This is a genomic window from Polynucleobacter sp. SHI8 (assembly GCF_027944005.1).
Classification (GTDB): Bacteria; Pseudomonadota; Gammaproteobacteria; order Burkholderiales; family Burkholderiaceae; genus Polynucleobacter.
On sequence record NZ_AP027204.1, the window covers coordinates 334,911 to 348,488 of the forward strand.

Here is a 13,578-nt window from a genome sequence, read left to right on the forward strand (position 1 = left end):
CATTTACAGAAGGAGAAATTCGATGCCATCATTTGATGTCGTTTCAGAACCAGATATGGTTGAAGTAAAAAATGCTTTAGAGCAAGCCAATAAAGAGATTTCGACACGCTTCGATTTTAAGGGGTCTGATTCAAGAGTTGAACTCAAAGAACAAGAGCTCACGATGTTTGCTGACGATGATTTTAAATTGGCTCAAGTCAAAGATGTATTGCTGAATAAAATGTCAAAACGCCAAGTGGATGTACGTTTTTTAAAAGACGGCAAAAAAGATAAAATTTCTGGCGATAAAATCAAACAGGTAGTAGAGATACAAAAAGGTATACAGGGTGATTTAGCCAAAAAAATTATTCGTGTGATTAAAGACAGCAAAATCAAAGTTCAAGGAAGTATTCAAGGAGATGCAGTTCGGGTTACAGGAACAAAAAGAGACGACTTGCAGGCCACCATGGCACTTCTTCGTAAAGAAGTACCAGAGTCTCCGCTCAACTTCAATAATTTTAGAGACTAAAGCTTATTTAGCGAGATAAATCCAAAACGGAATTGTCACTGCAGCTAGGAGCGTCATTAAAGAAATGGTAACGGCCACAATAGGCCCGTTACCACCCATACGACTAGCCAGAACAAAAGCAGCATTCGCAGTTGGCATGCAGGCAAAGAGAACTGCATTGAACTTTTGCTCAGGCGGCAAATGCAAGAGATTGGCTCCTAACAGAGCAAGAGCTGGAAACGCCATCAGTTTTAAAAATGTCCAGTACATGACAAGCACACCATCACTCTTCGTACTAACCCATCTTAGACTTGCGCCAACACAGAGTAAGCCTAAAGGAATTGAGGAGTTACCTAAGCGAGAGATATTCAGTTGGACCATTTCAGGTAAATGAAATCCTAGGAAATTCAACAGTAAACCTGAAGTAGTAGCGATCACAAAAGGGTTTTTAATAATTTCCCACAAGGTATTTTGACCTGATCGATGGGCAAGACTATAAACGGATAAAGCATTCGAGATTGGCACGAGACATGCGATGGTGATAGCCATGAGTTCTAGACCTGGAGCATCTAATATGCGGGTTGCAACTGCTAGAACAATATAGGTATTAAATCGAAAAGTTGTTTGAATACCAGAAACAAGATTGATAGGATCTGGCTTAAATAACCAGCGGGCACTATAAGCTAATAGACCCATGATGCTCATACAGGTAGCTAAAAGTAATAGCATGAGGAAATTATCTGCCCAAACTAATTTGGCGTTGACGGCAGCATTAAATAATAGGCAAGGAAATAAGACCCAATAGACTAATTTTTCTACGCCCTCCCAAATTGATTGCTTGATAAAGGTATAGCGATTCAAACACCATGCCAATAAAATCAGCATAAAATCAGGGAGAAGTATAAAGGCGGTATTCAAAAGAAAATTGTAAGGTCGATGAATAAAATTAATGAACAATCGCCTATTTTACGGCAAAGCACACAATACATTGGCAGCTTTATAGATGCACTTTGGTTGGAAGATGGCTTATCAAAAAACACACTTGGAGCGTATCGAAGTGATTTAGAGATTTTTGCGCAGTGGCTTGATCAGGCATATCAAAAAAATATCCTTCAATCTACGACTGTAGAAATCACTGATTTCATGGCAAAAAGAAGAGCCGATAAAGCCACATCCGCCAATCGACGGTTAACTGTTTTAAAACGATTTTTTCGTTACATGATTCGGCAAAACTTATTGGAAGAAGATCCCTGCATCAATATAAGACCTGCTAAACAAGCCATGAGATTTCCGACGAGTTTGACCGAGTCCCAAATTGAAGCATTAATCAATGCGCCAAATATTGAAGAGGACTTAGGGCTACGTGATCGAGCCATGATTGAGCTGATGTACGCAAGCGGTTTGAGGGTATCTGAAATCATTCAGCTCAAGCTGATTCATTTACGTTTGAATGAAGGCATTATTCATATTGTTGGAGGTAAAGGAAATAAAGAACGCTTAGTCCCATTTGGCGGTGAAGCAGCCAATTGGATAGGGCAGTATTTAGAGCAAGCAAGACCAACACTGCTTGCTCATCAAACGAGTGAGTATTTATTTATTGGTCGTCATACAGCGAACTGTTTAACGCGCCAGGCATTTTGGTATGTCATCAAACGATATGCCGTGATTGCAGGTATACAGGGGCATCTTTCGCCACACACCTTAAGACATGCCTTTGCCACGCATTTACTCAATCATGGCGCTGACTTACGCGTAGTTCAATTATTATTAGGGCATGCGGATATATCGACGACACAAATTTATACCCACATTGCAAGAGAACGTTTAAAAAATATTCATCAACAACATCACCCTAGAGGATGACATGACAACATGGTTAGCTGTAGCACTCATCATTGGCGCTTACATTTTAGGATCCATTTCCTTTGCCGTTTTAGTGAGTAAAGCTATGGGTTTGCCAAATCCCTACTCCTACGGGTCAGGAAATCCTGGAGCTACAAATGTACTGCGGACAGGTAATAAAAAAGCAGCGATTTTGACTTTACTTGGCGATGCTCTCAAAGGCTTTGTTGCCGTCATGATTGCTAAAAGTTTGATTCTTCATCAAGATACCTGGCAATGGGTTATTGCCTGCGTTGCATTTTCTGTTTTCTTAGGACATGTATTTCCGATCTTTCATCGCTTCAAGGGGGGTAAGGGAGTTGCTACTGCTGCTGGGGTTTTATTTGGGATTCACTGGATTTTAGGATTAGCCGCTTTAAGTACTTGGTTAATCATTGCTTTCTTTTTTCGGTATTCATCCTTGGCTGCTTTAACCACTGCCATTTTTGCGCCGTTGTACGCTTACTTTCTTTTCTTTACCAATAAGACCGTTCATCAAGATGTATGCATTGCAGTTCTGGCTATTGGCGTTTTACTGATTTGGCGACATCAATCGAATATTCAACAATTGATGAATGGTAGTGAAGGAAAAATTGGCCAAAAAAAGTAAAAAAAGACCTCTCAAGAAATTAAATACATTTACTGCGACAATCATTCAATAATTATTATTTATACTTACTATGAGCTCAAAAAAAGAAAACCAAATGACTGAAGATGTCGGAATTCCTGTTTCAGTAAAAATTCGTGAAAGACTAAAAAAAGCGCAAGTTCGCTTTCATGCAAATGATAATATCTCGGCGCATTTAGAGCCAGGCGAAATTGATGCCATTTTTGCTGAAGTCAAGACCAAAATGAAAGAGGTTCTTGACAGCTTGGTAATTGATACCGAAGGCGATCACAATACGCAGGACACGGCGAACCGTGTTGCCAAAATGTTTATCAAAGAAGTATTTGCTGGTCGTTATTTACCGATGCCAACATTAACGGAATTTCCCAACGTTTCGCATCTGAACGAGCTGATGGTAATTGGCCCTATTGCCGTTAGAAGTGCTTGCTCCCATCACCTATGTCCGATTATGGGTAAGGTCTGGATTGGAGTTTTACCCAATAAAGATAGTAATTTAATCGGATTATCCAAGTATGCGCGCATGACCGAATGGATTATGGGCAGACCGCAGATTCAGGAAGAAGCCGTGATTCAATTGGCCGATGTTTTAGAGGCAAAAATGAAACCACTCGGTTTAGCAGTCGTGATGGATGCAGACCATTTATGTATGCAATGGCGGGGCGTGAAAGACTCTGATTCGAAGATGTTGAACAGTGTGATGCGTGGCACTTTCTTAAAAGACCCTAACCTACGACGTGAATTCTTATCCTTACTGGGCAGTCGATATAAATAGAAGGATGAAGTTTAATTGAGAATCATTTTCATTTAAAAAACCAATTAAAACAATTACTTATAAAAAATTTACAGAAATAATTATTATCATTTATGCTTCATTTTAGATTTAATTAAAACCCCTTTGAAAGGAAACGCAATGAAAACCAATCGTCGCCAATTCATGATTTTATCTGCCTCTAGCTTAGCGGTAGCATCAGCTGGAACAGCATTTGCAGCAGATCCAATGCTCCCTGAGACAGATCCTCAAGCCGTTGGTTTAGGCTACAAAGCAGATTCAACAAAAGTTGACGCAGCTAAATATCCAAAGCATAAGCCTACACAAAAGTGCAGTGGTTGCTCTTTATACAAAGGTGCTGCTGGATCAGCAGCTGGTGGTTGCCAGATTTTCCCTGGTAAACAAGTTGCTGGTAATGGCTGGTGCAGTGCCTTTGCAGCGAAGGCTTAATACCCTGACTTAAAACTTTCGTATAGACTGATTAAAATCCTTTACAGGAAACTGTAAAGGATTTTTTTATGTTAGTTAATTGCGTTGCATACAAAGACGGCTATAAGTTAGCTGATATTACTTTTGCTGATGTTAGTGAATACCTGAAAAAAGAAAATGTATTTGTTTGGGTTGCTTTAAAAGATCCAGGCGATGAAGAAATTAAGATGATGCAAGAAGAGTTTGACTTGCATGATTTAGCGATTCAAGATGTACGCCACAGTAATCAACGACCAAAAAAAGAAGAGTATGGCGATGTCCTCTTTTCAGTGGCGCATTTAATTACCTTACTACCTGATAAAGAATTGCAAATAGGCGAATTGGATATTTTTACAGGTAAAAACTTTATTTTATCGATCCGTAAAAATAGCCCACAGGATTTCTTAGGCGTTAGAGCCCGTTGTGAAAAAGAGCCCCACCTTCTGAAAATGGGTTCTAGATATGTTTTATATGCGCTCGTCGATTATGTTGTCGATCATTACTTTGAAGTTCTGAATGAGATGGAGCTAGATTTAGATCTGATTGAGGAAGACGTCTTCACCAAAACCAAAGTCAAAGGGCGCAGTAACGTAGAAACTTTGTACTATATGAAACGTAAAGTATCGACACTAAAACATGCATGTGTTCCTTTACTTGAAAAATTTGCCAACTTTAGTGGCGGAAGATTACCTGCTGTTCTTGAAGGTGGAGAGTTAAATGAATATTTCCGTGATTTACAGGATCACTTAAAACGTGTTGTTGATCGTATCGACACATTAGAAAGTGCTTTATCACAATTGATTCAAGTGAATCTTTCATTAGTCACGATTGATGAAACTGAAATTACCAAACGACTTGCTGCGTGGGCAGGTATTTTTGGACTTGCTACTTCCTTTGCCGGAATTTGGGGGATGAACTTTGAAGGAATGCCTGAGTTGCAGTGGCAGTTTGGATATCCGATGGCATTAGGAGTTATTTTTGGAGGCTGTTTCCTCTTATTTAGACGTTTTAAAAAGATCCATTGGTTGTAAATTTCAAATAGGGTATATTGAAAAGAATTGTTTTCAATATACCCATTAGGAAATAAAGATGTATTTACCTCAGCATTTTAAGGAAGAGCGCCTTGAAATTTTGTTGCCCATTGTTCAAACATATCCATTAGGCCTATTAGTCACTGTTGAACAGGGCATTCCACAAGTCAATCACTTGCCTTTTTTCTACAAAGAAGAGGCTTTAGAAGCGCATATCCCGAAAGTAAACCCTCTATATTCTTTTTTAAAAAGCGTGGGTAGTGTGGATGTTCTAGTAGTGTTTCAAGGACCCCAATCCTATATCACCCCTAGTTGGTATCCAACGAAAAAAGAGACTGGTAAAGTCGTTCCTACGTGGAATTATTCTGTAGTTCATGTGCGCGGAAAAATCTCTCTCAAGGAAGATAAGACCTGGATAAGAGCTCATGTAGAAAACGTAACGAACTGGCATGAACCTAAGCGTGGATCAGAATGGCAAGTGAGTGATGCACCTCAAGACTATACAGATGCGATGATTTCCGTTTTGTGTGGTTTAGAAATTTCGATAGAATCCATGGTTGGGAAACTCAAATTAAGCCAAAATCGTCAAGAAGTAGATCGTTTAGCTGTTTTAGATCAGTTAGAAAATAGTGTGCTTGAAGACGATGTTCACATGGCGCATCTTGCTAAGTTAGCTAAACAAAACATCAATAAAACTTAACTTATTTTTTAGTTACTATCAGAAAAAGAAGTCGCCACTCGACGCGTAATTTTCGGATGTTTAGCACCCACATGATATTGATAGCGTTCTTCTTGAAGATTGAGGTCATTGGTCGTAAAACGATCAAAACGTCTTAAATAATCAGCCCAAGTTTCAAAGACAAAATTTTCGACCATCATCCCGACTTTTTCTGCATCTTCAAACAGGCTCCATGACATAGCCCCTTGACGCAATCGAGCATCTCGCGAACGTTGCATCACCTCTTTAAAGGCTGCAATATTCTCACTCCCAATTTTGTACTCCAAAGAAATCATTACTGGACCAGCTTCGGGATCAATATCACGATCAGGTATCGGGTGTTCAATCGGACAAACCGGAGTCATATCTTCCTCAGTACCACCCTCTATCTTCAGGTGTTTGGTTAACATCACAGCCATGATGCCAAAGATGGATCCGCAAATGACACTAAAAGTAACGCTTGAGTGAGTCGTGAGTTTCCCCCAAATGGCCGCACCTATAGCGCTACCACCCATTAACGACATCTGAAAAATAGACATTCCACGCGCCCTGATCCAACTGGGTAGAGCAAGTTGAGCAGAAATGGATAAAGAGTTAGCCGTCAAAATCCAAAAACCACCACTAAACATCATCATGATGGCTGCCAACCATAAGGAAGGGGCTAGAACCACTCCAATAGAGGCGACTGCTTGCAAAATTTGGCTGATAGGGACTAATTGGTTTCTGTCGAAGCGATGACGCAACCGAGGTAATTGCGACGCAGCCACAATAGCCCCGAATCCTAAACAGGATAATAAGATCGTAAAAGTTTTTGCATCACCATTAAAGTGATCTTTAGCAATCACAGGTAAAAGAGCCATTAACGCTGATGATTGAACAAAAAAGATAAAAACTCGGAGTAACACAGCGCGCATTCGTGCGGAGGATTTTACGTATTGAATCCCAGCACGCATAGCACCTAAAAATCGCTCACCCGGAAGAGGTGAGACGTTGGATGTATATTTCCAGCGCCATATGAGAACGGTACAACCTAACGAGAGCACCATATTGAGGGCAAACACATACTCAGTTCCAGCACTCGCAATTAAAGCACCTGCCACGAGTGGCCCAATAATACGTGAAGCATTCATAGCTACACCATTGAGAGCAAGTGCTGAAGGAAGTTGCTCGCGATTCACAATATCAGGCACGATAGCGGCAAAGACAGGCCAACGCATCGCAAGACCAATACCATTGGTAAAGGTTAAAAACAATAATAATGGTGCGTTAAGCGAATTGGTAAAAGTCATAAAACACAACACCGCAGCATTGAAGGCAATCCAAATCTGGGTTGCCATAAAATACTTTTTCCGATTCAAAATATCTGCGAAAGCCCCGCTTGGCAAGCCTAATAAAAATACAGGCAAATTAGATGCCGTTTGAATCAGAGCAATTAATGTTGGAGATGCCGCTAGATCAGTCATCATCCAAGAAGCTGCGACATCATTCATCCACATACAGATATTGGAAGTCATCCAGGCGAGCCATAGCATGCTAAAGACACGATTCTTCAGCGGGGCCCACCAGATTTCTTCTTTAGATAGGGCGGAAGTAAAAGATTTGAATGACATATTTAATTCATTTTACTGCCGATGCATGAAATTGAGTTTGTGGAGTTAAATTGGGTAGAATCAATTTTATTTGATGGAAATTTAATATGTTAGAGAAAAACATTACTGCCTTATCAGCGATTGAACTATCTCAACTGATTCATCAGAGAGGCGTGTCTTGTGAAGAAGTCATGCGCGCTTATCTCCAACAGATCCAGCACCTTAATCACCATGTCAATGCGATTATTTCGCTACAAGATGAAGAACAACTATTACAACAAGCCCGTGAAAAAGATCAACAATTTCATCAAATATCTAACAAGGGATTTTTGTATGGATTTCCGCTTGCGCCAAAAGATTTGGCTGGAACAAGGGGCATTCCAACAACCTTGGGTTCCCCCATCTTTAAAAATAATATAAACGCACAAGACTCAGTTGTCGTGGAGCGCATGCGTGCTTCTGGCGGCATTTTGATTGGCAAAACCAATGTCCCTGAATTCGGACTTGGGTCTCATACCTACAATACGCTGTTTGGCACCACGCTGAACAGTTATGACCAAACCAAATCGGCTGGAGGTAGTAGTGGTGGCGCAGCAGTTGCGCTAGCAGTGCATATGTTACCCATTACGGATGGCAGCGACTTTGGCGGATCATTGCGTAATCCAAGTGCCTGGAATAATGTCTATGGCTTACGTCCATCACAAGGCAGAGTTCCATCAGGAACCGGTATGGAAGTGTATTACGATCAATTACCAACCGATGGTCCCATGGCAAGAAACGTTTCGGATTTAGCCATGATGTTAGCGATACATGCTGGTCATGACCCACGCTACCCCTTAAGCTTGCAAAGCTCACCAGCAATCTATCAACAATCACTAGAAGCAACCATGCAGGGTAAGCGAGTTGGCTGGCTTGGTGATTTTGGTGGGTACTTGCCCATGGAAGAAGGCTTACTCGATCAATTGATCCAAAGCCTCAAATATTTTGAAGCTATGGGTTGTGTTGTTGAACAGGTGATTCCCCAGTTTGATATGCATCAGTTATGGCAAGCATGGTTAGTTTTAAGAGCTTTTGTAACGGGCGGAAAGTTAATGTCGCTTTACCAAAATCCGGAACAACGTGCTCTACTAAAACCTGAGGCCATTTGGGAAATCGAACAATCGATTGCACTCAAAGCAAGTGAAGTTTTTCAAGCATCAGCGATCCGAACAGCATGGACAAAAGAACTACAAAGATTATTTCAGACATATGATGTACTTGTTTTGCCGAGCGCACAGGTCTTTGCTTTTGATGCGCAGCAGACATGGCCAAAAACCATTGCGGGACATACCATGGATACCTATCATCGTTGGATGGAGGTTGTTTTTGGACCGACGTTAGCAGGCTTGCCTGTTTTATCTTTACCGGCAGGGTTTCACCAAGGTGTTCCGTTTGGGTTACAGTTGATTGGTAAGCCACAAGGCGAGATGGAACTTTTGCAAATGGGATTTGCCTGGGAGCAGGTTACCCCATTCGCACAAGTCAAACCTACATTACTAAAGTGAACGACCATAGCGCATCAAAATAAAGCTAATGATGAACAAGAGAGTCGCAGCAGCAATTGCTAAAGATGCATGAATCCCGATCATGCCACCGACGAGTCCAACCGTAATTCCAGAACCAGCGCGCATACCTAATGCTGCCATGTTGTAAAGTCCAATCACACGCCCTCTAATTTCTGTTGGGGCATTGATTTGCACAATACTTTGCGCCATGGAGTTAAATGCTAATTCAAAAAATCCACACACTAGCAACAAGGCAATTGCAAAGTAATAACTTTGATTCAGAGCAAAGGTTAGCAAAATCACACACCAACAAATAGCCAATATCAATGCAGTTCGAGGATGTGGTTTTAAGAAACCACGACTCTCTAAAACAATACCAGCAATCAAGGCACCAGCAGCGTCAGCACCTAAAAGAAGACTATATAAAAGACCCGGATCTCCGTGTCCCAAGTCTTGGGCAAAGCCTGGCATTTGTGCTTGATAGCCATTACCGACAAAAAATGAGGCAGTTCCAGCAAGAAGAATCATGGAGACAATCACACTTTTCCCAGAAATATCACGAATCGTTTGCACGATATCTTGGAAACCTTTGACAGCGCGTTTGACTGGAGCTTCACCAACACGGAATGCAGGACCATAAGGTGCGGTTGCTAGCCATAAGATTGTAGGTAAATATAAAAATGCATTCACAATCAGGCCATATTTAGGGCCAACCGTGAGCATGAGTCCTGCCCCAACTGCTGGGCCGATTAATAGGCCTAAATAACGCGCACTAGCCAGAATACGCACCGCACTGGGCAGTACAGAGGCATCAACGATGTCATACAACAGGATTTGCGAAATCGTATGCCACAAGACGCCAGCAAAGCCATGTAAGACCAATAAAATCATCGCATGCCATTGCTCAACCGTATCCGTAATAAAAAGATAGGCCCATGACAAAGAGCAAATCATAAATAAAGCAATACCTGCCTGAATTAGACGACGAGGATCATATTTATCCGCGAGCGCCCCTGCAGGAACTGAAAAGAATAAAAAAGGTAGCCAATGAGACAAAACTGCAAAGCCTGCAAGTTCAGGGGAGTGGAATTTTTGATACAGCATCCAATAACTGATGACATGTTCAACACTATCGGCCATCATTGCTAGCATGTAGGTGATGACATGAAATCGAAAGCCAACAAATTTGAAGGCAGCAAATGCAGGTGCTTTGGTACTTGACATGAAAATCCCTTAAAACGATATCTTAATGCTTTAGAAGCCAATCGTTTGTGAAATCATGAGCAAGCTTCAGAAATCGTTTTACTGCGAGCTTCGAAGAGTTTTCTCGGTATGCAAGGCTCAACGGCACAGTCAATACCGAGTTCGGATGAAAAGTTTTATACACCACACTGTCTGGCTGGATCGCTTGCATCGACTTTGGCACGATGGCAATACCTAGGCCAGAAGCCACAATATGCAACGCACCCATAATGCGGTAAACCACTTGCGCTGACTTTGGTTCAAAGCCCACCTTAGCGCATTCATTGATTAAGCTCTCTTTAATACCTGAGCCGTTTACTTGTTGGTAGAAAATAAAATTCTCATCACGTAAATCTTTTAGGCTAAGAACCCCATTAGGAATCGAGCTCAAAGGATGATTCATTGGAATGGCGACCACCATATCCTCTTTGAGAAGTTCGACACTTGCAATACCTAGATATGGCTTGACAGACGAGCGCGAAAAAGCGACATCGATTTTTTCTTGAGCCAGTGCGTTCATCAGGTCGTGAGCCGCACCTTCCTCAATATCCAGTTGGATGAGAGGATATGTATGCCGAAAAGTACGCACTAAATCAGGCGTCATTTGATGCATGGAAGCAGAACTCGTAAAGCCTAATCGAAGGTTACCCTCTTCACCTAACTCAAAACGTTGGACGCGAAGAACCGCTTGGTCGACACTCGCCAGGATGGCCTGAGCATCCGTTAAAAAAACTCGGCCAGCGGGGCTGAGTTGAATACGGCGGGATTCTCGAAGAAATAACTTGACCCCGAGTTCTTTTTCAAGAAGCTGAATTTGCTGCGTGAGCGGTGGTTGTTGGATACCTAATTTGGCAGCTGCGCGTGTCATGTGCTCTTCCTGAGCAACGGCCACAAAGTATCGTAAATGTCTTAATTCCACAAAAAAGCCTATCGATATCTTAAAAGTATTAATTTAGCATTTTTTAGATATTAGACAAGTTTTTTTATATGGAATATATTAATAGAAATACAAAAAGGATAAAAAATGGAAAAAGATACTGAAGTAGCCATTGTGGGTGGAGGTATTGCAGGACTATTTTTAGCGATTAGTTTGCATCAGATCGGTGTAAAAAGTCGCGTTTATGAGTCTGTATTAGAGTTACAACCATTGGGGGCAGGTATTAATTTGTTACCCCACGCTGTGCGCGAACTAGAAGAACTAGGTTTATTACCGGCACTTGACCGTGTGGGTATTCGTACAAAAGATGCTTCGTACTACAACCATCATGGTCAGTTAATTTATCGAGAAATTGTTGGTCAAGCGGCAGGTTACAAATGGCCACAATTTTCAATTCACCGCGGTGATTTACAAATGCTTTTACTCGAAGCTGCTAAAGAGCGCCTGGGTGATGATGTGATTGCAACCAATCATAAATTTGTCGGCTACGATCAAGACGCGGATGGTGTTACCTCACATTTTGTCAATCGTGATGGTGAACCTCTCCCATCCGTCAGATCCTCGGTCATGATTGGGTGTGATGGCATTTATTCCGTGTTACGAGGTTTGTTATATCCCAATGAAGGTGAGCCGAAATATTCTGGTTACACGATTTGGCGCGGTGTTACACCCTTTAAGCCTTTTTTAAGCGGTGCGGATACGATTCGTGCCGGTTGGATGCCAGTTGGAAAAATCATGATCTATCCGATTCGGAACAATATTGATGATGAGGGTAATCAACTGATGAACTTTGTGGCAACACAGATTCGTCCAAAGCCAGAAAAATGGAATTTCCATGGCGCTGCTAAATTAGAAGATTTTTATGACGCCTATGACAGTTGGGATTTTGATTGGCTAGACATCAAAGGCCTACTCAAAAAAACAGAAAAATTCATGGTGTATCCAATGGTAGACCGTGATCCCTTACCAACCTGGACCAATAGTCGCGTTACCTTAATGGGAGATGCGGCACATCCAATGTATCCAAGGGGTTCGAATGGCGCTGGTCAAACTATTCTTGATGCAAGATTTTTAACAGGTGCGTTCAAACGTCATGGAGTGAATGAAACTGCTCTGCAAGAATATGACAAAGAGCGAGTTGCCGCTACTGGTAAGGTGGTATTGATGAACCGAGCAAACCCGCCAGATACCATTTTAAAAGTGGTACACGAGCGAACGGGTGGCAAACGCTTTAATAAGATTGAAGACGTTATCAGTCAATCAGAAATGGAAGCTATACTAAACGATTATAAAAATGTGGCAGGGTTTCAAGTCAAACAATTAGACCAAAAGCCAGCATACGTTTAGTGCAGTAACAATAACTTGGAGGAGACAAATGAGTTTAGAACTAAAATTACCAGGATTGATTATTCCGCCGTTAACACCTTTTAATGATCAACAACAAGTTGACTATGCATTATTAGAAAAAGGCGTTAATTATGTAGTCGATGACTGTAATGCTGCGATGGTCATTGCTGCAGGAGTTGAGGCGCAAGAATATCACTACCTCAAATTAGAAGAACGTAAAGAACTCATTAAAAAAACAATCGAGTTTGTTGGTAATAGATGTCCCGTTGCTGTGGGGATTTCTCATCCAAGCTATAAAATTGCGATTGAACTTGCCCACTATGCTCAAGATTTAGGAGCCCAGGCGGTACAGCTTTTAGCACCTTTACGTGCATTTGGTGGAGAACCATCTCATCAAGAAACATTAGATTATTTTCAAGCAGTGTTAGCACAAATTAAAGTTCCAATGGTTCTGTATCTCAATCCTGGACCTGGTGCGAATACTTCGATCCCTACGACAATTGCCTTATCTAAACTCAAAGGGATTGATTACATCAAGGAAAGTTCACGTGATTTATCTCGCGTTTCAAGACTGATTGCTGAAATCGAACTTGCAGGACACGCTCGTTACTTTACAACCATGCAAATGTTGTTAATTACATTACAGTTAGGTGGATCCGGAATTACTCTACCTCCTCCAGCAGCCTATTTAGCGAATAAAGTAGTGCAGGCGTTTATTCAAGGTGATTTAAAAGAAGCGACGCGTCTACAGTTACAATTTGCTAGTTACCCGAATCGTTGGATGGGACATGGTCTAACACCAACCATGAAAGCTTCCTTTAAATTGATGGGTCTTTCTGCTGGAGATCCTTATCCGCCGCATCCCCCCATTGGCGGAGAGGATTTAAAAGCGTTAGAGGCCTATCTGAAGACAACGGATTTTCTAATTAAATAAGTA

14 protein-coding genes are annotated in these 13,578 nt (G+C 41.5%); 10 read left to right on the forward strand and 4 right to left on the reverse strand.

Annotation, left to right across the window (positions count from 1 at the left end):
- Positions 1-22 precede the first annotated feature (22 nt).
- On the forward strand, positions 23-508 hold the full coding sequence (locus QMN06_RS01790) for a YajQ family cyclic di-GMP-binding protein (protein WP_281970794.1): 486 nt from the start codon (positions 23-25) through the stop codon (positions 506-508).
- Between the two features lie 3 nt (positions 509-511).
- On the opposite strand, the gene QMN06_RS01795 is transcribed toward QMN06_RS01790, so the two are convergent.
- The gene (locus QMN06_RS01795; RefSeq protein ID WP_281970795.1) at positions 512-1,405 is read right to left on the reverse strand and encodes an AEC family transporter; all 894 of its coding nucleotides are present in this window, start codon (positions 1,403-1,405) and stop codon (positions 512-514) included.
- Between the two features lie 18 nt (positions 1,406-1,423).
- Between QMN06_RS01795 and xerD the strand changes: the two genes are divergently transcribed.
- From xerD to QMN06_RS01825, 6 genes are all read left to right on the forward strand, one after another.
- Positions 1,424-2,350 carry a site-specific tyrosine recombinase XerD gene (gene xerD / locus QMN06_RS01800; protein WP_281970796.1) on the forward strand — a complete coding sequence of 309 codons (927 nt, stop codon included), beginning with the start codon at positions 1,424-1,426 and terminating at the stop codon, positions 2,348-2,350.
- A 1-nt stretch (position 2,351) separates the two neighbouring features.
- On the forward strand, positions 2,352-2,978 hold the full coding sequence (plsY, locus tag QMN06_RS01805; RefSeq protein ID WP_281970797.1) for a glycerol-3-phosphate 1-O-acyltransferase PlsY: 627 nt from the start codon (positions 2,352-2,354) through the stop codon (positions 2,976-2,978).
- A 94-nt stretch (positions 2,979-3,072) separates the two neighbouring features.
- A complete protein-coding gene (gene folE, locus QMN06_RS01810) occupies positions 3,073-3,768 on the forward strand; it encodes a GTP cyclohydrolase I (RefSeq protein WP_281970798.1) in 696 nt (231 codons plus the stop codon).
- 138 nt (positions 3,769-3,906) lie between these two features.
- Complete coding sequence (locus tag QMN06_RS01815; protein ID WP_281970799.1) at positions 3,907-4,215, forward strand: high-potential iron-sulfur protein; 309 nt, start codon at positions 3,907-3,909, stop codon at positions 4,213-4,215.
- A gap of 68 nt (positions 4,216-4,283) precedes the next feature.
- The gene (locus QMN06_RS01820; protein WP_281970800.1) at positions 4,284-5,264 is read left to right on the forward strand and encodes a magnesium and cobalt transport protein CorA; all 981 of its coding nucleotides are present in this window, start codon (positions 4,284-4,286) and stop codon (positions 5,262-5,264) included.
- A 58-nt stretch (positions 5,265-5,322) separates the two neighbouring features.
- A complete protein-coding gene (locus tag QMN06_RS01825; RefSeq protein WP_281970801.1) occupies positions 5,323-5,964 on the forward strand; it encodes an FMN-binding negative transcriptional regulator in 642 nt (213 codons plus the stop codon).
- A gap of 8 nt (positions 5,965-5,972) precedes the next feature.
- On the opposite strand, the gene QMN06_RS01830 is transcribed toward QMN06_RS01825, so the two are convergent.
- Positions 5,973-7,592, reverse strand: a complete 1,620-nt coding sequence (locus QMN06_RS01830) for an MFS transporter (RefSeq protein ID WP_281970802.1) — start codon at positions 7,590-7,592, stop codon at positions 5,973-5,975.
- A gap of 86 nt (positions 7,593-7,678) precedes the next feature.
- On the opposite strand from QMN06_RS01830, the gene QMN06_RS01835 reads away from it, so the two are divergent.
- On the forward strand, positions 7,679-9,115 hold the full coding sequence (locus QMN06_RS01835; protein WP_281970803.1) for an amidase: 1,437 nt from the start codon (positions 7,679-7,681) through the stop codon (positions 9,113-9,115).
- Here the strand turns inward: QMN06_RS01835 and QMN06_RS01840 are convergent.
- Complete coding sequence (locus QMN06_RS01840) at positions 9,107-10,339, reverse strand: MFS transporter (RefSeq protein ID WP_281970804.1); 1,233 nt, start codon at positions 10,337-10,339, stop codon at positions 9,107-9,109. The two genes, QMN06_RS01835 and QMN06_RS01840, sit on opposite strands and share 9 nt — an antisense overlap.
- Before the next feature lie 22 nt (positions 10,340-10,361).
- Positions 10,362-11,276: a LysR family transcriptional regulator gene (locus QMN06_RS01845; RefSeq protein ID WP_281970805.1), complete on the reverse strand. Its 915-nt coding sequence runs from the start codon at positions 11,274-11,276 to the stop codon at positions 10,362-10,364.
- 105 nt (positions 11,277-11,381) lie between these two features.
- On the opposite strand from QMN06_RS01845, the gene QMN06_RS01850 reads away from it, so the two are divergent.
- Positions 11,382-12,641 (forward strand): flavin-dependent oxidoreductase, encoded by a 1,260-nt coding sequence (locus QMN06_RS01850; protein ID WP_281970806.1) that lies wholly within the window; start codon positions 11,382-11,384, stop codon positions 12,639-12,641.
- 28 nt (positions 12,642-12,669) lie between these two features.
- Positions 12,670-13,575 (forward strand): dihydrodipicolinate synthase family protein, encoded by a 906-nt coding sequence (locus tag QMN06_RS01855; protein ID WP_281970807.1) that lies wholly within the window; start codon positions 12,670-12,672, stop codon positions 13,573-13,575.
- Positions 13,576-13,578: the final 3 nt, after the last annotated feature.

Bases quoted from the DNA above. Each gene is read 5' to 3' on its own strand.
- QMN06_RS01790 (WP_281970794.1), top strand. From the start codon at position 23: ATGCCATCATTTGATGTCGTTTCAGAACCAGATATGGTTGAAGTAAAA.
- xerD (WP_281970796.1), top strand. From the start codon at position 1,424: ATGAATAAAATTAATGAACAATCGCCTATTTTACGGCAAAGCACACAA.
- plsY (WP_281970797.1), top strand. From the start codon at position 2,352: ATGACAACATGGTTAGCTGTAGCACTCATCATTGGCGCTTACATTTTA.
- folE (WP_281970798.1), top strand. From the start codon at position 3,073: ATGACTGAAGATGTCGGAATTCCTGTTTCAGTAAAAATTCGTGAAAGA.
- QMN06_RS01815 (WP_281970799.1), top strand. From the start codon at position 3,907: ATGAAAACCAATCGTCGCCAATTCATGATTTTATCTGCCTCTAGCTTA.
- QMN06_RS01820 (WP_281970800.1), top strand. From the start codon at position 4,284: ATGTTAGTTAATTGCGTTGCATACAAAGACGGCTATAAGTTAGCTGAT.
- QMN06_RS01825 (WP_281970801.1), top strand. From the start codon at position 5,323: ATGTATTTACCTCAGCATTTTAAGGAAGAGCGCCTTGAAATTTTGTTG.
- QMN06_RS01830 (WP_281970802.1), bottom strand. From the start codon at position 7,592: ATGTCATTCAAATCTTTTACTTCCGCCCTATCTAAAGAAGAAATCTGG.
- QMN06_RS01835 (WP_281970803.1), top strand. From the start codon at position 7,679: ATGTTAGAGAAAAACATTACTGCCTTATCAGCGATTGAACTATCTCAA.
- QMN06_RS01840 (WP_281970804.1), bottom strand. From the start codon at position 10,339: ATGTCAAGTACCAAAGCACCTGCATTTGCTGCCTTCAAATTTGTTGGC.
- QMN06_RS01850 (WP_281970806.1), top strand. From the start codon at position 11,382: ATGGAAAAAGATACTGAAGTAGCCATTGTGGGTGGAGGTATTGCAGGA.
- QMN06_RS01855 (WP_281970807.1), top strand. From the start codon at position 12,670: ATGAGTTTAGAACTAAAATTACCAGGATTGATTATTCCGCCGTTAACA.